Raw genomic sequence first — 21,872 nt, 5'->3', positions numbered from 1 at the left:
CGCACTGTTGCTAGAAACGTACCTTCCCCGGCTTCAAGGATTCCGGGCACTTGGCAAATGTGTGGGTCGGGCGCCGGTAGAAATGACAGTCCGAGGCAGGACTTCGTACGGGACCGAAGGGAAATACCCCGGCAACAGTCCCAGGGCGGGGACCGGTGGCTGGCCAACAGGCATGCGAGGCCGGGCCCCCGGTGCTGCCTCGCACCCGGGGCGGCCGGGGGCTATAGGCCAGCGGACGAGGTTCATGGATGGGACGCAGGACGATGCAGGGTGGGGCAGCCCAGGCGCTGCTCCTCATGGGGCTCCTGGCCGTGGTGGCGGGCGCAGGCTGCCGCGACAACCCCCCGCTGGTGGGCGCCTCGGGCCGGCTGCGGCTGTCCGCAGGCTCGGTGGCATTCCCCCCCTCCTATGCCGGTCAGACGCGCGAGGAGACCGTGCGGGTGCTCAACGCGGGCCGCTCGCCCCTGAGCGTGACGTGGACGCGGGTGGAGGCGCCCTTCACGGTGGAGGGCCTGCCGGAGCGGTTGGCCGCGGGGGAGGCCCCGGTCCGGATCCGCTTCGCGCCCGGGGCGGTGGGCACCTACGCCGCCACGCTCGTGGGCACCTCACCGGAAGGGGGCACGGTGTCGCTGGCGATCTCGGGCGAGGCCCGGCCCCCGCCCGAGTGCCCCGCGCCCGGCACGTGCTTCCGCGCCACCTTCGATGTGGCCACGGAGCGGTGCGTGGCGGTGGCCCTGAACGACGGGACGGAGTGCGATCCGGGCAACGAGTGCGTGCTGAACGGCCGCTGCCTGGGGGGCCAGTGCCAGGGCCAGGAGCGGGTGTGTGACGACGGCAACGCCTGCACGACGGATGTGTGCAACCCGCTGGATGGGTGCACCGCCGTGCCCGCGCCGCCCTGCCCCGGGGACGGCCAGTGCCAGGTGGGCGTGTGCGATCCGGCCACGGGCTGTGGGCTCGCCAAGGCGGTGGACGGCACCTTCTGCGGTGCCCAGCGCGGGTGTGACGTGGCGGACGTGTGCGTGGAGGGGGCGTGCGTGGTGAGGGATCTGCCGGACGGCTTCGTCTGCGCGCCCAGCACCCCGTGCCAGGAGGAGGGCCGCTGCCAGGGCCCCGTCTGCGCGCGGCCCGCCGCGCTCGCGCTGGAGCCGGACTGGCGGTACGACGCGGCCGAGTGGAGCCGGAACCTGCATGACTTCATGGTGTGGCCGGATGGGAGCGTGACGCTGTCGGGCTTCTTCTCCAGCCCGCTCTTGGATGCGACGGGGGAGTTTCCGGTGAGCGCGCAGGGCACGGGCCGGCGCTGCATGCTGTGGAACGATCGGCTCCTGTGCATGGACTATCCGCAGCAGGGCACGGTGTCCCTGCTGGAGCGGCACACGGGCGTGCCCCGGTGGACCTTCACCCTGACGGCGGCGCGGCCGGACCTGGCGGCCCAGGCGACCACGATGTTCATGGCCCGGCTGGCGGTGATGGCGCCGGACCGGCTGGCGGCGCTCTTCGAGGCGTACCCGGCGAACTCGGAGCAGGACACGCAGTGCCGGGTGTACTTCCTGGTGGTGCTGGACGCCAAGGGCGGGCTCGTCTCGGGCAAGCTGCTGGAGGACCCGCTCCTGTCCGTGTGCAACCACCCCCACCCCTTCGGCTTGGTGTCGAACACGGAGGGGGACTTGTTCGTGGCCTTCTCCCCGACGGTGAACACGGGGGCGCCCCTGGAGGCCGGCGCGCCCACGCTGCTCCTGGCGTACTCGGCGGATGGCGTGGAGCGCTGGCGGCGGATGCTGCCCATGGCGGGGGGCGAGCTGGGCACGGTGCGCGGGCTGCTCCTGCCCGAATACGCCTCCACGCCGCTGAGCACGCAGGATGGCACGGAGCGGGGCACGGTGGCGGAGCTGGGCCGGGCGGTGGCCACGCGGAACGTGCTGGTGCCCAGCCCGGCGGGGACCACCGTGAACCCCGAGGGGGGCGAGGCGGCCTCCTCCGAGCTGAAGGGCTACGCGGTGCCGGGGTTGGATCCCCTGTGGACGTACGCCCTGCCCTCTGGGCAGCGCTTCACCTCGAAGGAGGTGCGGCTGGCGGACACGCTGCCGTGGGGCGCGCAGGGCCCGGAGACGCTGGTGCTGGGCTTTGCCTCGGCGGGCACCACGCCCACGCTCGTGGGGGTGCGGACGCGGGATGGCTCGGAGGCCTTCCAGTGTCCGCTGTCCTATGAGCCGCGCTCGCTCCAGCAGCTCTTCGAGCTGGGGCCAGAGAGCCTGGTGTTGATGGATGGCTCGGGCGCGTGCGGGCAGTGCGATCCGCCGTTCGCCTACAGCCAGGCCCGCTTCCAGCGCTTCCCCCTCAAGGGCCTGAGGCCCACGGCGGCCCCCTGGCCGGGCACCTTCGGGGGGCCGGGCCATGGACACCACGAGCTGCCGGTGAACGGGGCGCCGTGAGACACGGCTATCCTGGGGGCCATGCAGGTTCCCGTTCTCACCACCGAGCGGTTGGAGTTGGTCTCCCTGTCGAAGGCCTTCCTGGCCGCGTCCCTCGCCGGGGAGCGGGCCCAGGCGGAGAGGCTCGGAGGCTTTGAGCTCCCCCGGGAGTGGCCGGGGACGCATGAGCCCCTGCTGCGCCTGCGCCTGGAGGACCTGGAGGGGGACGCATCGCTCCAGCCCTGGCTGCTGCGTGCCCTGGTGCGGCCCGGGCCCGGGCGCCTCATGGTGGGGTATGTGAACTTTCACGGCGCCCCGGACGCCCGGGGGGCCGTGGAGCTGGGCTACGAGGTGTTTCCGGAACACCGCCGCCAGGGCTACGCGCGGGAGACGGTGCGCGCGATGATGGCCTGGGCCGAGCAAGAGCACGGCATCCGCCACTTCGTGGCCTCGGTGGGCCCTGGCAACGCGCCCTCCCTGGCCATGGTGCGCAAGCTCGGCTTCACGCAGACGGGCTCCCGGTGGGACGAGGTGGACGGGGAGGAGCTCGTCTTCGAGCACGTCACCGGCTGAGGGAGGGCTCCCGGAGATCGAGGATGCGGCCTTCCCGGAGCGCCCCCGCGTCATCCACCCACAGGGGTGTGCCCACGGCGTGGAGGCGCTCCGGGGCCGTCCGGGTGAGCCTTTTCTCCCCAACTTCTCCACAGCCATCCGGCGCCAGGTGGCCCCGGCACCGCCACGTCCACGGGCCTCGGGCGGCGGGCGAACGGATCGCTCAAATCCCAACCCAGGAAGCGCACGTCCGCAGCATATGGCCATGCGGTGGAGGAAGTGCGCGCGTTACATCGGTGCCGTTTGGAATGACGGACGGGGAGACGCCACATGAACTACCGGTTGCTGGGCCGCACGGGCCTGTACGTATCGGAGCTGTGCTTTGGAGCGATGACGTTCGGAGGAGAGGGGATCTGGAAGGCGATTGGCACCTCGGGCCAGGCGGAGGCCGACACGCTGGTGGGCCGCTGCCTGGAGTCGGGCATCAACTTCTTCGACACCGCGGACATCTACTCCAACGGCGTCAGCGAGCAGCTGCTCGGCAAGGCGCTGGGCGCGCGGCGCAAGGACGTCATCCTGGCCACGAAGGTGCGTGGGCGCGTGGGCCCGGGCGTCAACCAGCTGGGCCTGTCGCGCGGCCACATCCTGGACTCGGTGGACGCGAGCCTGAAGCGGCTGGGTACGGACTACATCGACCTGTACCAGATTCACGGCGTCGATCCCGTCACGCCGCTGGATGAGACGCTGCGCGCGCTCGACGATCTCGTGCGCCAGGGCAAGGTGCGCTACCTGGGGGCCTCCAACCTGGCGGCCTGGCAGCTCATGAAGGCGCTGGGCATCAGCGAGCACCGGGGGCTGTCGCGCTTCGAGTCGCTCCAGGCCTACTACAGCATCGCCGGGCGGGACCTGGAGCGTGAGCTGGTGCCGCTCATGAAGGACCAGCAGGTGGGGCTCATGGTGTGGAGCCCGCTCGCCGGCGGCTTCCTGAGCGGCAAATACCGCCGCGGGCAGCAAGGCCCCGAGGGCTCCCGGCGGGCCTCCTTCGACTTCCCGCCCGTGGACCGGGAGCGCGCCTACACCGTCGTCGACGTCATGGATGGCATCGCCCAGCAGCACCAGACGTCCGTGGCGCGCGTGGCCCTGGCGTGGCTGCTGCACCAGCCCCACGTGACGTCGATCGTCATCGGCGCGAAGACGCCCGAGCAGCTCGCGGACAACCTCGAAACGCCCAAGCTGAAGCTGACCGCCGAGCAGCTCGCCGCGCTGAATACCGCCTCCGCGCTGCCCGCCGAGTACCCGGGCTGGATGGTGGCCCGTCAGAGCGAGGACCGTTCTCCCAAGCCCCCGTCCTGAGGCCTCAGAGCACGAGGCCCCGGTCGCGCGCCTCCTGGATGAGCGGCGCCGCGTCGCGGTGGAGCCGATCGGACAGATCGCTCGTGGTGGCGGTGACGGACTTGTGCACCGCGAGCCCATCGTCATACGTCCGGGTGACGATGAGCATGCCGGAGATGATGACGCGCTGAAGGCTGTTTTGGAGCTCCGAGCCCTCGATGACCAGGTGCACCACCTCGGAGTACTTGCGCACGGTGGCCAGCAGCAGGTTGAGGTGGGTGCGCTCCTCTAGGTTGGGCACCTTCACCGTCGCCACGATGGAGGCCACGTAGAGCAGTGGCTGCCCCAGGCGCTCGCGCGCCTCGGCGAGCTGGATTTCGAGCTGGGCGACATCGTCCCGGGCCGGGGGCCGGACGTATCGCGCGAAGAAGACGCGGTCGATGAGGCCTGCCTTGAATGCCGTGCCCATGGCCTCTTCCCTTCGCCCTGCCGTGGCCCGGGGACTCATGCGATGGACGACATGCGGGAGGGCATGGGGGCCTCCTCGATGCGCTCGGACGGCAGCGGTTGGATGAATTCCCGGAGCTGCGCGCGCAGCTGATCGATTTCACCGCCCAGCGAGGCGCCGTAGACGAAGCGGTCCGGGCGGACCACCGCCGTGTCGGCCTGGTGCAGGGAGAACCAGGCGGAGAGCTGGCCGCCCTCGTCCACCACGTCCCCGTTGTGGGCCTCGTGGGCCCGGGCCGCGGGCAGCACGCGCAGGAGGACGCCGTTGAGATCCCGCGCCAGGGCCTCGGCCGAGCGCCGCACCGGCTCGGCCGTGTCCGCCATGCACAGCACGGCGAAGCGGTTGCTGAACAGGGTGTCCAGCGCGGCCCGGGAGCCGCCCGCGAGCCCCACCGTGGGCTGGGGGAAGTACGTGCCCCCGGACAGGCCCTTCTTGTGCTTGCCGCCCGCCATGAAGCCGTGGGTGAGCACGATGGGCTGCTTCACCTTCCAGTCACGCAAGAGGGGGCGCGTCTTCGGGTTGCGCCAGATCCACTGCATGACCTTGTTGCGCAGGGCCGCCACGAACTTCGAGCGGGACAGGAAGATCTGCCCCATCTTCACCGTGGCGTTGATCATGTTCACCGCGTGGGGGCGCCGCTCGCGCTCGTAGGTATCGAGCAGCGCGTCGCCCGCGGTGCCCTTCACCGCCAGGGCCAGCTTCCAGGTGAGGTTGACCGCGTCGCGGATGCCCGAGCACATGCCCTGGCCCAGGAAGGGGGGCATCAGGTGGGCCGCATCTCCCAGGAGAAACACGCGGCCGGCGCGCCAGCGCTGCGCCACCTTGCTGTGGAAGGTGAACACCGCGGCCCGGACGATGGTCACCAGGCTGGGGTCCATGAACGAGCCGATGATGCGCTCGACGACTTCCTTCTTCTCCACCACCTCCGTGCGCTCGTTGCCGCGCAGCAGCAGGTCCATGCGGATCTCATTCAGCGCGCCGCGCGTGGCGAAGCCGGGCCGCTCGGGATCGCACACGTAATACGTGTAGATGGGCTCCGGGGTGGGCGTGGTGGCGGTGATGGTGATCCACGGCACGCCGTAGGAGGTGCCCTTCATGGGAATCTGCAGCATCTCCCGGATGCTGCTGTGCGAGCCATCGCAGCCCAGCAGGTACTGGGCGCGCACGGTGCGCTTGCGCCCCGTGAGCCGCTCGGTCATGTGCACGGTGACGCCGCTGGCATCCTGGGTGAAGGACTCCACCTCGTGCCCCATCCGCAGCTCCACGTGCGGAAAGCGGCGCAGGCCCTGGCGCAGCACCCCCTCGAGCTGCGGCTGGCTGAAGAAGGCCAGCGCCGTGTGGCCGTGGCCGAAGTCCAGCCCCTTGAACACCGCCGAGGCGAGCACGTTGCGCTGCCCGTCGATGTAGTCCATCCGGGGGCAGTGGTAGAGGCTCACCGCCAGCTCGTCCACCATGCCCGCGGACTGGAAGTTGCGCTGCGTCTCGTCGTCACACGAGAAGGCCCGGGGCTGCGTATGCGCGTAGAGCTCCCGGTCGATGATGAGCGTCCGTACTCCATCCTGTCCCAGGTAGTTGGCGGTGATGGCGCCCACCGGGCCACACCCCACGATGATTACGTCGACAGTCTCAGCGGACATCACATCTCCGGGAAGAGGGCGTCCCGCCGCGGGGGCAGGGACTGGCGCGGAAGTCTAAACGGATGTCCAGAATTCTTCGCCCCTCGCCCCCGGCTCCCTTGAGTGGGAGTCTTCCGGGAGATGGCTCGCCTGGCACCCTTCCGGTGCGCGTGGGCAAGGCGGGGGGCGGCGGGGACCTTGGCCGTAAGGCCCCGGGAAGCCGGGGAAACTGCTACCGGGTGATACCCGATGGGCGCTCCAAGACGCTCAACGGGGCAGAGGGTGCGTCTGGGGGCTACATCACCAGACCGCGGTCCCGGGCCATCTTGATGAGGGGGCTCACGTCCTTCTTGAGCCGCTCGGCCAGGTCCGCGGTGACGCCGTCGATGCTCTTGTGCACCGCGAAGTTGTCGTAGGTGCGCGTGAAGATGATCATCCCCGAGATGACCACGCGCTGGAGGCTGTTCTGCAGCTCCGAGCCTTCGATGATGAGGTTGATGGCCTCGCAGTACGGACGCAGGTCGGCCAGCAGGGTGTTGAGGTTGTTGCGCTCCTCGGCATTGGGGACCTTCGACTTGGAGTCGATGGAGCCGACGTAGATGAGCGGCTGGCCCATCCGCTGCTGGGCGGCCGCCACGAGCGCGAGCACCGCCGCCGTGGTGTCCTTGGACGGCGGCTGGGAGTACCGGGCAAAGAAAATCCGGTCAATCACTTCGGTTTTGAATGCAGTCGTCACAACGCCCTCACTCCTCGACGAGTAACGAGGGCCTGGGGCCGCCGGAGAGGGTACGGGCGGTAGAAGGCAAGCCCTCTTCGAGGGCACTATCCTGCACCAAAGCGAGGGAAGGTGGAAAGGAAACTCCCCACCCTCCCGGAATCCCGGTGCTACAGCGTCGCGATGCTTACTGGGCTGGCGGGCGAGCCGTCCACAACTCCACATCGCCCACGTAGCTGTCCCACTGGCGCAGCGTGCCCTCGGCCGCCACGCGCAAGAGCGTCAGGAAGCGGCGCAGCAACGTCTCGTTGTGAAGGTGCTTGGACAGCAAGTCCAGGTTGCCCTGCCAGTGCCCGTCCTCGCCGCCGTCATACTCGATGTGCGAGCTGAGGAAGCGGGTGGCCTTCTGTGGGTCCTTCACCCCCCACGAGGCGACGCACGCGTTGAGCTTCTCCATGAAGCCCGGGGCCAGGTGCCCGGTGACGCCCTCGGCGGCCAGGGGCGCCACGAGCAGCAAGAGCGGGTCCTGGTAGAAGCCAATGGCGCTCTCCTGCGAGGCCATGAACTCGCGCGTGGGCACGTTGGGCTGGGCAATCTCCTTCACATACGAGGGGTTCTCGCCCAGGTGCTCCAGGTCGCGCTCGATGATGATTTCATGGTTCACCTCGCCGGTGAGGTGGCTGATGAAGTGCGTGCGCAGCTCGGTGGTGGGCGAGTAACCCACGCACCGGCCCAGCAGCCGCGTGGTGAAGCGCACGAACAGGTGCAGCTGGGTGAGCGAATAAATGTATTGCTCGCGCGTGAGGGTGCCCGCCTCCACCGCGGTGAAGAAGCGCGCCTGCGTCACCGGGGTGAAGAGCTGGTGCTGCAGGGTGTCCAGAATCTCGTGCACGAGGAACGAGGGCGCCAGGGGCTGGCCGGCCTGGGCGGCCTCCTCGGAGGTCTGGTGCAGCAGAAGGTCCAGCCGCTGCGACTTGGCGCGGAAGGCGCCCTTGCCGGGCACGTCCACGCGCGCCACGTGGGCGAGGTTGATGAGCCCATAGCGGCGCGAGGTGGGGGTGTCATCGTCCGCCATCAGGAAGGCGGCCACATCGCGGCCCCAGGCGCGCGCGGTGCGAAGCGCCGCGTACATGAGGACCGCCTGCGTGCCGGCCGGAGCGTCCGGCGCCACGTGCACGCGGGTGAAGTAGGCGGCGCGCTGCAGGGCGCTGTCGGCCAGGCGCGTGCGCTTCTGGAAGTCCGTGCCCTCCGCGGCGAGCACGCTGGCGAAGGCCACCGTGCGGCCCGAGGCGCGGTCCACCACCGCCACGTCCTCGCCCAGCGTGTTCTCCAGGCTCTCGGGCGCCAGGAACTCCGCGGCCGGCGAGGAGGCCAGCGCCGCGAGCAGCGAGGGCTGCGCCTGCGGTACGCGCTCGATGACGACGTCCAGCTTCTCGGTGGCCTTGTGCGTCACCACCTGGGGCCGCGCCCGGGTCTGCCAGAGCGGGGAGGACTTCGACGGCGAGGAAGAGGTCATGGAGGACTCCTGGGTAAACGGCGAGTGGGGCAAACGGGTGCCCCATTATCGACGACAACCCGGATCAGATTTCAATAGGGGCGTGAAATTTTCACATCCCTACCAACTCTCTCCGACTCCGCGCAGGTAGGTGGACGTGGGCGCCAGCATCCCCGGGACACCGTCACGGACGGGGGAAGCGCACCTTCGAGCCACCGGAGATGGAGACATGCCGCTGAGCGGGCTGCGAGTCAACCTGGACCGTGGAGCCGCCGCTGGCCTCGGCCGTGACGCGCTCGGTGGGATTGGCACGCACCTCGGAGCCGCCGCTGGCCTCGGCCTCGAGCGCCTTGAGGCTCAGCGCCTCGCCGTAGACCTGACAGCCGCCGCTGGCCTCCGCGGCGAGCAGGTCCGCGCGCCCCTTGAGCGTCACATTGGCCCCACCGCTGGCGTCCACCTCGACGCGCGTGGAGTCCAGGCCGCTCACGGACACGGTGCTGCCGCCGCTGGACTCGAGGGTGAAGGTGGGCGTGGCGGTGGCCTCGGCCTCCACCGAGGCGCCTCCGGTGGCCTCCACGCGCGTCATCCGCGGGCTGGAGACGGTGAGGGTGACGCGGGAGGAGCCCTTCCAGGAGCCGCCCCGCTTCGAGCGCACCACGAGCGTGCCGTCCTCCACCTCGGTCTGGACATGCTCCAGGGCCTGGGGGTCGCCGGAGAGGCGCACGGACGTGGGGCCCACGGTGACGCGGGCCTTGAGGCCGCCGCCCACCGAGATGCCCTGGAAGTCCCCGGTCTGGCGCGTCTGCTCCTCGGCGAGGGCGCTGAAGGACAGCAGGAGGGCGGAGAGGGTGGCGGCAACACGCAGGGTCTTCATGGCGGAGGGCTCCAGGCGGAAACGGGGCCTTCCAGGGGCCCCGGCCTCCGTGCGTACGCCCGGACGGCGGAGCCATTGCCCGGGCCTACTCCGGGGCGAGCTGCTCCAGGGGAACGCGGACCGAACTGTTCTCCCCGCTCTTTACTTCCACCGCGAGCCGCAGGCTCTTGCCATTAGGGTCGACGAGCCGCAGGGCGTGCCGGCCGGGCGGGAAGTCCAGGTTGAAGAAGGGCGTCTCACCGAGGAAACGCTTGCCCAGGTAGACCTTGGCGTAGGGCTCGGTGACGAGGGTGAGCGAGCCCAGGCCCGCGGGGATGGAAGGGGCGGCCGGCGGGGAGGGCTTCGCGTCCTTGCGGGACCGCTTGGCAGGGCGCTGCGGCTCCAGGGGGGGCGGCTCGATGGGCTCTGGGACGGGCTCGGGGGCGCTGTCCGCCGGAGCGCTGTCCAGGGGCGGCTCGGCCGGAGCGGCCTCGGCGGGGGCCGGAGCGGCCTCGGCCACCGCCTCGGGAACCGGCGCGGGAGCTGGCTCGGGAGCTGGCTCGGGAGCTGGCTCGGGAGCTGGCTCGGGAGGAACCGCGGGCGCGGGGGGCGGAGGCGGGGTGGGCTTGGCCACGGACAAGGGCTCCAGCAGGCCTCGCGGCGGCGGCGCCTCCTCCGCCCAGAGCGCCTCCACATGAATCATGTTCCACCCGAGCGTCACCGCCGCGGCGATGCCACCGCCCACCACCAGGAGCGCGGCCACGCCCAGGAAGAGCAGCCCACGGCCCTTGGGTCTCGTGCCGGGCCCTCCGTACGAGTCCGTGATGATGTTCGTCTCATCGCTCTCGGGGAGCTCGTCCTCGGGGAGGGCCGTCTCGTTGGTGTCGGCCGGTTCCTCGTCCCCGCCGGGTGGAAGCACCTGGTAGGGACGGGTGATGAACTCCGAGGAATCAGACTCATCCTCGGACGGCTCCGGGGCCGGGGGCGTGGGAAGGCGGGACTGCGAGGGCCGGGCCGGAGGGTGGCCCGTCGCGCGGGGAATCCGCTCGCTGGAGGCTGAGCGCGGCCGTGTGGGAGGTCCCCTGCGGGCGCCCTCGTCCGGGGCCTGCGGGCGGGCGGAGGGCTCCGGGGAGGCGGGCTCCGCGGGGACGGCGCGCTTGGGCGCCACCGGCGGGAGCGAGCCGTTCGTGCGCCTGCGGGGAGGCTCCGAAGGTGTCACCGGCGGGAGCGTGCTGCTCGTGGGCCTGCGCGGCACGGGAGGAGTGGGGGGCCGGTGCGCGGGCTCCGGGGCCGGGGCCTTGGAGGCGACCCGCGTCTCCTCGGAAGGGGAGGGCAGGATGGCGGAGGGCACGGTGAGCGCCGAGGCCGAGGCCATGCGAGGCGAAGGGCTGGGCAGGGCGGGGGTGATCTGCGGCAGGCCCGAGGGGCCCTGCGGCTCGGGCGGCGGGGGCACGGGCAGGGCGAAAATCTGGGACAGGCGCACCTCGCCGGTGGTGTCGCCGCTCAGGTCCTGCCCGGACACCAGGAGCTGCCGGGTCTGCTCGCGCCGGTCGGCGAACAGCCGCTGCATCAGCTCGCCGTTCTGCTCCGGGTGCCAGATGAGGGGGCCCACGGCGCGCTCCAGCGCGCGCGCGAACTCCAGCGTGGAGGCGTACCGGTCCTCGCGCTTGCGCGCGAGCGCCTTGAGCACGATGGCGTCCAGCTCCGGGGGCACCGCCTTGTTGCCGCGCGAGGGGGGCGGCACCTGGCCGTGCAGCACCGCGCCGGCGCCCGCCTCGGGCGTCTTCGCGTGGAACAGGCGCAGGCCCGTGAGGCACTCGTGCAGCACCACGCCCAGGCTGAACAAGTCACTGCGCGAGTCCAGCGGCTCGCCGAGCAGCTGCTCCGGGGACATGTAGCCGCTGGTGCCCTTCACCATGCCCACCTGGGTGCGGCCCCGCCGCGCCAGGTTCTTGGCGATGCCGAAGTCCAGGAGCTTGGTGACGCCCTCGTACGTCACCATGATGTTCTTCTCGGCCACGTCCCGGTGGATGACGGGCGAGGGCCGGCCCAGCGGGTCCGTGAAGGTGTGCGCGTAGTGCAGCGCCAGCGCCGTGTCGCGCGCCGCGGCCAGCGACAGGCCCATGGGGATGGCCTCGCCCGCCAGCCGGCACGCCTTGGCCACCTCCACCAGCGTGGCGCCCGGCACGAACTCCATGGCCAGGAACAGCTCGCCCTCGGCGATGTCCAGGTCGAACACCTGGGCGATGTGCGGGTGGTTGAAGGCCGCCGTCACCTTCGCCTCGTCCAGGAACATCCGGACGAACTCCTCCTCGCCCTTGATGTCCGGGAGGATCTGCTTGAGCACCACGAGCTTGCGGAAGCCGGCCAGGCCCCGCTGCGACGCGAGGAAAATCTCCGCCATTCCGCCCGTGGACAGGCGGCAGAGCACCTCGTATTTGCCCAGCTTCCGGCCGCTGAACGCGTCCGTCGTGAGCTGCAGCGTGGAACCGCCCATGTGAGGAAGGGGAGTGTATACCGCAACACGCGCCCATTCGATGGGACGCAGTGCGGCGAACACCCCCCCCTCCCCCGGGGGCAGATCCAGCAGAAACGGCCTTCTTCAATTGGATCTGAACGTGCTGAATCCGTAAACCATGGATTTTCTGGGGGATGGTCAGCCCCCGGGCAACGAACGAGAATTCCGCGAACAGGCTGCAACCGCGCTGGTTCCGGGGGAGGCAAGCGAGGGAGGAAGCGGCCCTCAGGGTCCGGCAGTAGACAGTTTAACCCCCCTGGAGGACGATCGGCTTCCTGACCATCTGCGGAGTTCCGCACACCCAAAAAGCAGTGGACCTTGCCCTTGGGTCCGAGGCAGATGCGCCCCGCACAAAAGCTGCTAACCCTGATAGGGAAAAAAATTCCCTTAGGGGAATACCGCAGAACCGTGCTATGAAATTGTTCTGCTATAACGAAAAAGCCAATTCACCCGGCGACGGAGCTCCCATGCAGTCGGACAACCGGATGTCGACCCGCGAGTCAATTCTGGGCTACCGGATGGGCACGGCGCTGTCGGCGGTCGCCTCCTTCGGCGATGAGCAGGGCTCCGAGGGCCGGTTGGTGCAGCTGTCGCTGGAGCACCTGACGCTGCACATGGCCTCGTGCACCTCCCTGCGCCCGGGCCAGGCGGCCTCCGTGGTGCTGGGGCTGGGCAACCGCTGCACCCCGTCGCTGCAGGCCGAGGTGATGGACGTGTCCATGGGCGGGCCGGAGATGTCGCCCGAGCTGAGCCTGCGCTTCGTGGCGCCCCCGCTGGACACGGGCCGGCAGATCGTCTCCGCGCTGGAGTTGCTGCGCGAGAGTGGCCACCTGGTGGTGCCCGAGGCCCGCCCGGTGTGGAAGGAAGTCATCACCCGCGAGGACCGCATCCTCCGCATCAGCGAGGCGCTGGCCGCGCGCAGCACCCGCGGCGTGGCGCGGCTGGAGGATGGCACCCGCGTGGAGGTCCGCGCGGCGCTGTTCGACAAGTACGACGGAACCATTGGCTGGGCGGCCGAGGTGCCGGTGCCCCGGCGCCCCTTCACGATGGAGGCCTTCGGCTACAGCTCGGTGCTGCACTTCCGCGTGGACCGGGCGCACGAAGAGGGCGGGCTGTGGGTGATGCCGCTGCCGGTGGAGCTCACGCGCTTCCGCCACCGCTGGCTGCGCCGCGCCCCCATCACCATCGACTGCTTCCTCTCCTTCAACCACCCGCTCTGGCCGCAGGTGAGCGTGCGCCGCTCGCTGATGGACATCTCCTACGAGGGGCTGTCCTTCATGACCGAGCCGGGCGAGGACCTGCTCTACCCGGGCATGCGCGTGCCGGTGATGGAGGTGGAGATGCCCAACCGCGCCCCGGTGAAGCTTCTGGCCGAGGTGCGCAACATCTCCACCACCCCCAAGGGCCGCCGCTGCGGCATGTGGGTGTGCCCCATCAACGAGGAGCACGGCCTGGCTTGGCGCGCCATGGTGGAGGAGCAGATCCACCCGCGCACCCGCACCGCGGGCGACTGGAACGACGCGGTGTGGGACATGTACGAGAAGTCCGGGTACTTCCGGCTCTCGGGCAAGGACCCGACGAAGTTCGACGCCTTCAAGCGCGAGTTCTACGAGACGCAGAACAAGCTGGTGGGCCGGCCGCGCCTGGGCTTCCGCATCGTCAAGCCGCTGGATGGTGCCAAGGTGGAGGCCTCCATCTCGGTGGCCAAGCCCTACGGCACCAGCTGGATGACGCACATGGTGGCGCGCCAGCACCCCACCGGCCTGGAGGGCAAGAAGGTCTCCGCGCGCGAGGCGCTGCGCGACATCTACCTGCGCGGCTACGAGCCAGCGCAGCTCGACCCGGACGTGAAGTGGTTCTTCGGGTACTTCGAGGCCCGGGTCCGCTGGTCGCGCTACGCGATGTTCGACTTCGCCTCGTGGTACGAGCACACCGGGCAGTCGGCCGCCATCGACTTCCGCCTGATGGAGGGCGAGACGGACCGCGCCTGGGAGCCCATCCCGGCCGGGGTGGAGGTGGGCACGCCCACGCCCGAAGAGCTCGCGGTGTTCTTCAAGCACGTGGAGCAGACCAAGCCCCTGGCGTTCCGCGAGGCGTTGGACCTGGTCCCCGAGCGCTTCGACATGCAGGCCACGCGCGAGCTGTGGAACAGCGCCCAGCTGTCGCGTGAGCGCGAGGCGTTCGTCGCCCGCATCGACGGCAAGCCAGTGGCGATCGGCATCGCCGAGACGGCCACCCCGGGCTTCAACCTGTTCCAGATCCTCGACAGCGTGCGCATCATCCCGCTCATCGAGGACACGCGGCCCGAGGCGCAGAAGGGCATGTTCGGCCTGCTCACGCGCGCGGCCGAGTGGTTCCGCGAGCGCAACCGCCGCCTCTTCATCCACTACGTGGAGTGCACCAACGTGGAGTACGCCGAGCGCGCGGCGCTGGCGGACCTGGGCGAGGGCGTGCTGTGGATCATCTCCTCCGGCCTGCTGCCGGAGTTCCTGGAGCACCTGTGCGAGGCCACCACGCCCCGCGCGGAGTAACGCAGGGCCTGTGGTGACGCCCCTCAGGGGGCTGGGGCGCGCGCCTCGACGAGCAGGCTGAGGTCCACCAGCCCCGAGATGTCATCGTTGGTGAGGTAGTTCAGCTCCCGGGCATGCCGTGCCGCGGCGGCCAGGGCCGCGCCGCCCGGCTCCAGCGCGGGCTCCAGCCGCGAGAACGCCGCCTTCAGCACCTCCTCGCGCAGGGGCTTGTGGGTGAGCTGGCCAAAGGCCGCATTCACCTCGTTCTGGAACCGCCCGGGATTGGCGCGCCAGCGCTCCGTCAGCCGCACGTGCGCGCGCAGCAGGGCCACGAGCTGGGGCCTGCGCGTCTCCAGGGCGCGCTTCGTGGCCACCACCACCGTGGTGGGAAAGCTTCCCCCGGGCCACAAGTCCCGCTCGTCCACGAGGATGTGGCCGCCGCCCTCGGTGAGCATGCGCGAGGCCCAGGGCTCGGGCACCCAGGCCCCTTCGATTCCGCCATGGAGGTACTGGCCGAGGATGTCCGGGTTGGTCAGGGGAAACACCTGCACGTCGTCATCCGGGCCCCCGGTGGCGCGCAGCCCCTGCTGCTTTAGCCAGTAGCGCAGCGCGATGTCCTGGGTGTTGCCAATCTGGGGCGAGGCCAGCTTCTGGCCCTTGAGCCCCTCGGGCGTCTTCACCGTGCGGGTGACGAACACCGCGCCCCCGTTCACCGCGCCGGCGATGATGCGCAGCTCCCGGCCCGCCTTGAGGAAAGTGTTGATGGCGGGGCCGGTGCCCACGTACGAGACGTCCAGGGAGCCGGCCACCAGGGCCTCCATGGCGGCGGGCCCCGCGTTGAACTGCTTCACCTCCAGGGGCCCCACGCCGGGCTCGGAGGAGAAGGCGCCCTCGGCGTTGCCCACGAGCGCCTGCGCATGGGTGATGTTGGGAAAGAAGCCCAGGCGCAGCGGGCCCCCGTCCTTCGGGGCCTTCTTGCAGCCCAGCCAGGGGGTGGCGGACAGGGCCAACAGGCCCACGAGACAGCGGCGGCGATGCACGTCCATCGCCGTGCACATCGCCTTGCCGGGCGCGGGAGGCAACCGCTCTGGGCGCCGGGCGTCGGCCACCTCACAGCTGGGGTTGCAGGCCCCAGCGCCGCCGCACCCGGTTCTCCACCGTCTGGAAGAGCAGCCGGTCCACGAGCATGCCCAGGGCGATGATGGCCAGCATCACCGCCATCACCTGGGGCACGTCCATCAGCTCCCGGCCCAGGGTGAGCAGCTGCCCCAGGCCGCCCGAGACAAAGAGCAGCTCGCCCGCGAGCAGCGCGCGCCAGGCGAAGCTCCACCCCAGCTTCAGCCCGGTGATGATGCCGGGCAGGGCCGCGGGCAGCAGCACGCCGAACGAGAAGCGGGCGCCCCGGACCCCCAGCGTGTGGGCCACGCGGATGAGCTGCGGGTCGATGCTCTTCACCCCATCCTCCACGGCGATGGCGATGGCGAGCACGCTGCCCATGACGACGACGAAGAGGATGGCCGAGTCATTGAGGCCAAACCACAGCAGGGCCAGGGGCAGCCAGCAGATGGAGGGCAGGGCCTGCAAGCCCGCCACGATGGGCTTCACCGCCTCGCGGAAGAACGACAGCCGGGCGATGGCCAGGCCCAGGGGCACGCCGATGCCCACCGAGATGAGGTACGCGCGCCCCAGCCGCCCCAGGGAGCGCAGCACCGCGCTGCCCATCTGCCCGGTGGCCACCATGCGGACGAGGCTCTGCACCACCGTCACCGGCCCCGGGAAGAGGTGAGGGGACCAGAGGCCGGAGCGCGCCAGCAGCTCCCAGACGCCCAGCAGCAGCACCAGCATTCCCAGCTTCTGTGCCCAGCGCTTCATGTGCCCTCTCCTTTAATGGTGCAGGGCCGCCGTCTTGCCTGCGTCCACGGGCGCGGCCTCGGCGGCCGGGGTGGAGCCATCCACCTGGCGCATCAGCATGCGCAGGTACCGGGCCATCTCGTTGAGCCGGCGGTCCTCCAGCGAGCGGGGCATGGGCAGGTGGACTTCCAGGTCCTTCACGATGCGGCCGGGGCGCGGCGCCATGAGCACCACCCGGGTGCTCAGCATCAGCGCCTCGTGCACGTCGTGGGTGACGAACACCACCGTCTTGCGGGTGCGCAGCCAGATGGACTGCAGCAGCTCCTGCATGTGGATGCGCGTTTGGGCATCCAGCGCACCGAAGGGCTCGTCCATCAGCAGCACGGCCGGGTCCGTGGCGAGCGCCCGTGCCAGGCTCACGCGCATCTTCATGCCACCCGAGAGCTGGTGGGGCAGGGTGTTCTCGAAGCCGGACAGCTGCACGCGCTGGATGAACTCGAGCGCCCGCGCCTTGCGCTCGGCCCGGGGCACCCCGCGCGCGGCGAGGGCGAACTGGAGGTTGCCCTGCACCGTCATCCACGGAAACAGCGCGGCCTCCTGGAACATGAGGAGCCGGTCGGGCCCTGGCCCGCGAATCCGCTGGTCATCGATGGAGACGGTGCCGCCGGTGGGCACGAGCTGCCCGGCCAGCGCATACAGGAGCGTGGACTTGCCACAGCCCGAGGGGCCGAGCAGACAGACGAACTCTCCTGAGTGAACGTTGAGGTTCACGTTCTTCAGCGCCACGACCTTGTTGGCGTAGGCGTAGTCCACCTGCGCCACGGCGATCTTGGCGCGCTCGGCGGGCACCCGCGTGGGACGCAGGTGCTGGAGGGAGTTCTTCCAACGGGCCAGCAGGGCTCGGAACATTCACCTACAACGTAGGAATTGCCCCTACGTCCTGCTTGCCCGACCCACGAGGGACGGCGGCTTGCCTGCCCGGTTGCCCTGGGGGGCGCCGTCCAGGGGGCGGCTTACCAGGGGCAGTTCGCCACGGTCACCGTGCGCTGCACGGGCGCGGCCGCGTTGCCGCCGCCGTCGGTGACCATGTACTCGAGCGTGTAGGTGCCAGGGACCCAGCCATTCACATACCCGAAGACCTGGACCGACTGCGTGAGGTTGCCGTAGCACACGTCCTCGGCCGTGACGCCGGGATCCACAAACGGGGTGCCGCACGTGTGCGTCATCTCCGGCTCGCCGTTCAACGCGAGGAGGGGTGCCAGGGTGTCCTCCACGGTGACGGTACGCACGGCGCTCGCTTCACCTGTGTTGTTCCGGGCGATGTACTGCACCGAGTAGGTGCCCTCGGCGCTCGGGTTGGGGCCGGGGCCGTAGGCATCCTCGCCCGAGTTATAGCGATCCACCGTCACGGGGCCGCAGGCATCCGTGGCCGAGGCGCCCGGGTCCTGCCAGGTGCTCGCGCCGCACTCCAGCGCCATCTCCAGGCTGCCGTTGACGGTGAGGGTGGGCGGGGGCGTGGTGTCCTCGCACGAGGACGCTTCGGAGCGGCTCCGCAGCTTGGGGCGCCGGGTGGCATCGGCATACCCTGGCGCGCTCAACCGCAGGCTCAAAAAGTTGTCATGGTCTGCCTCGGCCTGCACCTGAGTGGCACCCGCGGCCAGGGGACCGCAAAGGCTCACGGCCAGCAGCAGCTTGGAAAGACTGTCTTTCGAACGCAGAGAGGGAAAGCCAAGAGACAAGGGGAGAGGGCGCATGGATGGGGGCTCCTGTCGTCGTCGGTCCGGCGGGGCGGATGATACAGGCCTGGAACTGCAAGCAACAGCTTATTTGAGAGGGATATGAAGATTGTTTTCAAAGCCTTGCGCCGGAACTGTGACGGATTGCGCTACACAACAGGCGGGACTTAATGCTCCGCCGCGCCTGGAAAACATGCGGTGAAGGTGTGAGTTTGTTTCACGGGCCTGTCTCGGTTTCACCGGCATGAGGGCGATGCTTGAAAATGGCCAGCCGGGAAATCATCACCTCCGATGAAATCAGGCGCCCGCCTGGCGGCTTGCCCCCCGCTCAGGCCCGCTCTGGAAAGGGGGCGGGGCGGGTCGATGGAGGCAAGGGGGCTGCCTACCTTGGGACGGGACAGGAGGGGTGTCCCATGAGGTGGCAAGGAGGCCGTCGCAGCTCGAACATCGAGGATCGCCGGGGCATGGGCGCGGGGCGCCCGCTGGCGGTGGGAGGCGGGGCGGCGACGCTGGTCATCGCGGTGCTGGTGTACCTGCTGGGCGGAGACCCGGGGGACTTCGTGTCCCAGGCGCCCCAGTCCCCCTCCTCCGGGATGGGAGGCTCGGGGGCACCGGTGGACCCGGCCCAGGAGCCCCTCAAGGAGTTCGTCTCCGTCATCCTGGCGGACACCGAGGACACCTGGCCCGCGCTGCTCTCCGAGGTGGGCGTCACCTATGAGGAGCCGCGCCTGGTCCTCTTCTCGGACGCGGTGGAGTCCGCCTGCGGCTTCCAGGAGAGCGCGGTGGGCCCCTTCTATTGTCCAGGGGACCAGCGGGTGTACCTGGACCTGACCTTCTTCGGAGAGCTGGACCGGCGGCTGGGCGCCTCCGGGGACTTCGCGCAGGCGTACGTGGTGGCGCATGAGGTGGGACACCACGTGCAGAACCTAATGGGCACCTCGCAGCGGGTGCAGCAGATGCGGGCCCGGAGCCGGGGGGACGCCAACGCCCTGTCCGTGCTCCAGGAACTGCAGGCGGACTGCTACGCCGGCATCTGGGCCCACCACGCCCAGCAGCAGCGCCAGGTGCTGGAGCAGGGGGATGTGGAGGAGGGGCTGAACGCGGCCTCGGCCATCGGGGATGACACCCTTCAGCGCCGGGCGGGAGGGCACGTGGTGCCCGAGTCCTTCACCCACGGCTCCGCGGCGCAGCGGGTGGAATGGTTCCGCCGGGGCCTGGAGCAGGGCACGCTTGAGGCGTGTAACACCTTCCAGCAGCAGGGCCGCTGAGGCCTCATCCCCCGGACATGACGGGTGTATACCTGGGGTATGGCGCAGCGGAAGGTTGATGGAATGAGCGCTGGCAATCACCGCGAGCCCATCACCCCCACGCTCGTGGACCGCTGCAGTGGCCATGCTCTTGGAGACGCAAATGTACGCTGAGGTGAGCGGCGCGCGCTTGTTCTTTGATACAGAAGGGCCGGAATGGGAGGAGAGTGGGCCCGAGCTGCGGCGCAGGCCGACGCTGCTCATTCTGCACGGGGGTCCGGGAATCGACCATTCGCCATACCGGCAGCTGGGAAGAGCCGTGTCGGATCGCCTGCACGTCGTCTATCTGGATCATCGTGCGAATGGGCGAAGTGAGACAGGAGACCGGCGGGGTTTGACGCTCGACGGGTGGGCGGAAGACATCCATGGGTTCGTTGCAGCTTTGGGCTTGCATCGCCCCATCGTCCTTGGCCACTCCTTTGGTGGGTATGTGGCCCAGGCCTACGCCGCCGCCCATCCTGATCAGCCAGGAGGGTTGATTCTGGCGGGAACCGCGCCTCGCTTCGTCCTGGAGCGTGCGCTGGCAGCGTTCGAGCGCCTTGGCGGCGCGGCGGCGGCGGATACGGCGTCCCGGTTCTTCCGGCGTCCCGCTGAGCATTTCCCCGAGTACATGGAGCGTTGCTACCCGCTCTATGGCCGCACGGCTCCCGGCCCGCAGATGGTAGCGCGTATGGTGATGAACATGCAGGTCGCCGACAGTTTCGTGGGCGGCGAGATGCAAACCTTCGACCTTCGGGACCGGCTCGCGAGGATTACTGCTCCGGTGCTCATCCTTTCCGCGGCCGACGATGTCATCGCCACCCCCGCCGATGTCGCGGAATTGAAGGAGCACCTGCGGGCTCCGTGCACAGAGGTGCGGTTCGACGCAGGTCATGAAATGCTGCGGGACGAACCTGCTCGCGCGGCTGCCGTGATCAGGGGCTTTGCGCTGGACGTGGAGAGGCCACATGCCGGAGCGCCAGCAGGGCGGCCATGATGCGCTGGCGGCACCTTCCGCCGTGCTCCTGAGCGAGCCGCCTCTTGTTCATTCGTGTTCAGGGGCTTAGCGCGGGGAGGGGGTGTCCTCCAGGAGCTTGAGCACCTGGCGGTAGAAGTCCTCCCCCTCCTCTTTCGGCTCCACCGCGAAACAGCCGCCCCCGGCATGGCCTGGGAGCGGCTGCACCAGGGCCATCACGCGCTTCTTGGGACAGATGTCCAGGCAGCCCACGCGGAGGATGCGGATCTGCCCCTTGTGGCCGTCCTCCTTGAGCCGGTCCTTGAGCCAGCCGCGCAAATCCAGCGTCTTGTTGCCGGAACACTTCCGGCACACCAGCACCACGCCAGCTTTCCAAGGAGGGCGAACAGGGCGAGCAGGGCTCATGGGGGCAAGCTAGTGACCAGGCCGGGGGACCTCAACCCTTCTCCCCCGGCACGGCCGGGCTTCACCGGGGCGGCTTGAGGGAGGCCGGCAGGCCCGCCCCGGCCTGGAAGGCGGAGGGCTTCAGCTCCGCATCGAGCTGGGCGGCGGGCGGTGCCTCCACGGAGGAGCCCGGAGGCACCTCTGGCGGCGGCCCTCCGGGGGCGGGGGCTGGAGTGCTGCTGTCACTGGAGCACGCGCACAGCCACGACAGGGCGGTCAGGATGAGCAAAGGGCGCATGAAAGCCTCTCAGTATTTGATCCAGATCTCGGTGCCGGGATGAATCTCCTGGAGCATCTGGGTGTCCGGCTCCCGCTCGATGAGGCTCCGGACGAGGGGGTTGGGGCTGTAGGCGGTCTTTCCTGCCCAGACGATCTGCGCATCCTTGAAGACACCCATGTCGTGGACGTGCTGATCCACGGTGTACTTGTTCCAGCCGGGGGCGCGCTCGGGAAGCAGGAACACCGCAGGGGCGGGATTCGCCGAGGGGCCGGTTCCCCCGCCGTGGTCATGGCCTCCACGGGTGGCGCTCCACTCGACGGTGGACTCGGTGCCATCCGCGGCGCGGCAGGACTGAAAGGTGGGGAAGTACAACGTGGTGAAGGGTTTGTTGGGCAGCATCGCGCTCAGGCCCACGCGGTACAGGTGGGTGTCCCCGGGGAGCACCTCCGCGGCGGGCTTGGTCCAGACCACGGACTTCACGGCGCCGTTGGCGTCCTTGGAGAGGGCGGCCTTGCCAAACACCGAGTCCAGGGGACGCACCGACGTCACGCTTTCGGGCAGGTGGATCTCGATGCGGAACGTGTCCGCGCCCGAGCAGCCATGGGCGATGTTGAACGTGAGTTCCTGGGAGTTGCCGGCGATGAAGGGCCCCGAGAGGACAGAGATGTGGGCCTCGGCGGCGGTGCACAGCAGGGTGGCCACGGCAGCCAATAACAGACGTGGAGATGCGTTCATGCAGGTTCCCCCGGTAAAGAGTTGCAGGCGCCTTCTAGCAGGCTGCTGAAAAAGTGACTGGCGGAGGACCCACCTCATGAGCTACCTGCCTCGGAGCACCTACGTGGGAGG

At 69.8% G+C, this 21,872-nt stretch carries 19 protein-coding genes; 6 read left to right on the top strand and 13 right to left on the bottom strand.

The genetic code is table 11. The features are described from left to right. The first annotated feature begins 248 nt into the window (after positions 1-248). The 3 genes from KY661_RS29500 (at position 249) to KY661_RS29490 (ending at position 4,319) form a co-directional block, all read left to right on the top strand. Entirely contained in the window at positions 249-2,435 is a 2,187-nt protein-coding gene (locus KY661_RS29500) for a tenascin-X (protein ID WP_225413395.1), read from the top strand. A gap of 21 nt (positions 2,436-2,456) precedes the next feature. Continuing rightward, positions 2,457-2,987 (top strand): GNAT family N-acetyltransferase, encoded by a 531-nt coding sequence (locus KY661_RS29495; RefSeq protein WP_225413394.1) that lies wholly within the window; start codon positions 2,457-2,459, stop codon positions 2,985-2,987. Between the two features lie 309 nt (positions 2,988-3,296). After that, positions 3,297-4,319 (top strand): aldo/keto reductase, encoded by a 1,023-nt coding sequence (locus tag KY661_RS29490; protein ID WP_225413393.1) that lies wholly within the window; start codon positions 3,297-3,299, stop codon positions 4,317-4,319. Between the two features lie 4 nt (positions 4,320-4,323). Here the strand turns inward: KY661_RS29490 and KY661_RS29485 are convergent, their stop codons facing one another. The 6 genes from KY661_RS29485 to KY661_RS29460 all read right to left on the bottom strand — a co-directional run bounded on the left by KY661_RS29485 (position 4,324) and on the right by KY661_RS29460 (position 11,982). Beyond that, positions 4,324-4,767, bottom strand: a complete 444-nt coding sequence (locus KY661_RS29485; protein ID WP_225413392.1) for a DofB protein — start codon at positions 4,765-4,767, stop codon at positions 4,324-4,326. A 35-nt stretch (positions 4,768-4,802) separates the two neighbouring features. Then, positions 4,803-6,443, bottom strand: a complete 1,641-nt coding sequence (locus tag KY661_RS29480; RefSeq protein ID WP_225413391.1) for a bifunctional 3-(3-hydroxy-phenyl)propionate/3-hydroxycinnamic acid hydroxylase — start codon at positions 6,441-6,443, stop codon at positions 4,803-4,805. 274 nt (positions 6,444-6,717) lie between these two features. After that, positions 6,718-7,158 carry a DofB protein gene (locus KY661_RS29475; RefSeq protein ID WP_225413390.1) on the bottom strand — a complete coding sequence of 147 codons (441 nt, stop codon included), beginning with the start codon at positions 7,156-7,158 and terminating at the stop codon, positions 6,718-6,720. 166 nt (positions 7,159-7,324) lie between these two features. After that, positions 7,325-8,653 (bottom strand): hypothetical protein, encoded by a 1,329-nt coding sequence (locus tag KY661_RS29470; RefSeq protein WP_225413389.1) that lies wholly within the window; start codon positions 8,651-8,653, stop codon positions 7,325-7,327. A 163-nt stretch (positions 8,654-8,816) separates the two neighbouring features. Then, positions 8,817-9,506: a head GIN domain-containing protein gene (locus KY661_RS29465; protein WP_225413388.1), complete on the bottom strand. Its 690-nt coding sequence runs from the start codon at positions 9,504-9,506 to the stop codon at positions 8,817-8,819. Between the two features lie 85 nt (positions 9,507-9,591). After that, positions 9,592-11,982: a serine/threonine-protein kinase gene (locus tag KY661_RS29460; protein WP_225413387.1), complete on the bottom strand. Its 2,391-nt coding sequence runs from the start codon at positions 11,980-11,982 to the stop codon at positions 9,592-9,594. Positions 11,983-12,470: 488 nt separating this feature from the next. Between KY661_RS29460 and KY661_RS29455 the strand changes: the two genes are divergently transcribed. Then, positions 12,471-14,534, top strand: coding sequence for a PilZ domain-containing protein (locus tag KY661_RS29455; RefSeq protein ID WP_225413386.1), 2,064 nt, complete (start codon positions 12,471-12,473; stop codon positions 14,532-14,534). Positions 14,535-14,557: 23 nt separating this feature from the next. Here KY661_RS29455 and KY661_RS29450 read toward each other — a convergent pair whose 3' ends face one another. The 4 genes from KY661_RS29450 to KY661_RS29435 form a co-directional block, all read right to left on the bottom strand. After that, positions 14,558-15,559, bottom strand: coding sequence for an ABC transporter substrate-binding protein (locus KY661_RS29450; protein WP_225413385.1), 1,002 nt, complete (start codon positions 15,557-15,559; stop codon positions 14,558-14,560). 64 nt (positions 15,560-15,623) lie between these two features. Then, positions 15,624-16,385, bottom strand: coding sequence for an ABC transporter permease (locus tag KY661_RS29445; protein ID WP_225413384.1), 762 nt, complete (start codon positions 16,383-16,385; stop codon positions 15,624-15,626). A gap of 12 nt (positions 16,386-16,397) precedes the next feature. After that, positions 16,398-17,273 carry an ABC transporter ATP-binding protein gene (locus KY661_RS29440; protein ID WP_225413383.1) on the bottom strand — a complete coding sequence of 292 codons (876 nt, stop codon included), beginning with the start codon at positions 17,271-17,273 and terminating at the stop codon, positions 16,398-16,400. 104 nt (positions 17,274-17,377) lie between these two features. Beyond that, positions 17,378-17,962, bottom strand: coding sequence for a DUF5011 domain-containing protein (locus tag KY661_RS29435; RefSeq protein WP_225413382.1), 585 nt, complete (start codon positions 17,960-17,962; stop codon positions 17,378-17,380). Between the two features lie 551 nt (positions 17,963-18,513). On the opposite strand from KY661_RS29435, the gene ypfJ reads away from it, so the two are divergent. Together ypfJ and KY661_RS29425 are read left to right on the top strand one after the other, a co-directional pair. Further along, positions 18,514-19,368, top strand: a complete 855-nt coding sequence (ypfJ, locus tag KY661_RS29430) for a KPN_02809 family neutral zinc metallopeptidase (RefSeq protein ID WP_225413381.1) — start codon at positions 18,514-18,516, stop codon at positions 19,366-19,368. Positions 19,369-19,510: 142 nt separating this feature from the next. Further along, positions 19,511-20,383 carry an alpha/beta fold hydrolase gene (locus tag KY661_RS29425; protein ID WP_225413380.1) on the top strand — a complete coding sequence of 291 codons (873 nt, stop codon included), beginning with the start codon at positions 19,511-19,513 and terminating at the stop codon, positions 20,381-20,383. A 66-nt stretch (positions 20,384-20,449) separates the two neighbouring features. Here KY661_RS29425 and KY661_RS29420 read toward each other — a convergent pair whose 3' ends face one another. From KY661_RS29420 to KY661_RS29410, 3 genes are all read right to left on the bottom strand, one after another. Continuing rightward, positions 20,450-20,725: a (2Fe-2S) ferredoxin domain-containing protein gene (locus KY661_RS29420; protein WP_225413379.1), complete on the bottom strand. Its 276-nt coding sequence runs from the start codon at positions 20,723-20,725 to the stop codon at positions 20,450-20,452. Between the two features lie 103 nt (positions 20,726-20,828). Continuing rightward, positions 20,829-21,044 (bottom strand): hypothetical protein, encoded by a 216-nt coding sequence (locus KY661_RS29415; protein WP_225413378.1) that lies wholly within the window; start codon positions 21,042-21,044, stop codon positions 20,829-20,831. Between the two features lie 9 nt (positions 21,045-21,053). Then, on the bottom strand, positions 21,054-21,761 hold the full coding sequence (locus KY661_RS29410) for a DUF1775 domain-containing protein (RefSeq protein ID WP_225413377.1): 708 nt from the start codon (positions 21,759-21,761) through the stop codon (positions 21,054-21,056). Between the last annotated feature and the right edge of the window lie 111 nt (positions 21,762-21,872).

The sequence above is a fragment of the Allostigmatella hybrida genome (genome assembly GCF_020103775.1).
GTDB classification, from domain to species: domain Bacteria; phylum Myxococcota; class Myxococcia; order Myxococcales; family Myxococcaceae; genus Hyalangium; species Hyalangium aurantiaca.
Note: the sequence above shows the minus strand (reverse complement) of the source record. Positions and strands in the feature narration are given on the sequence as shown.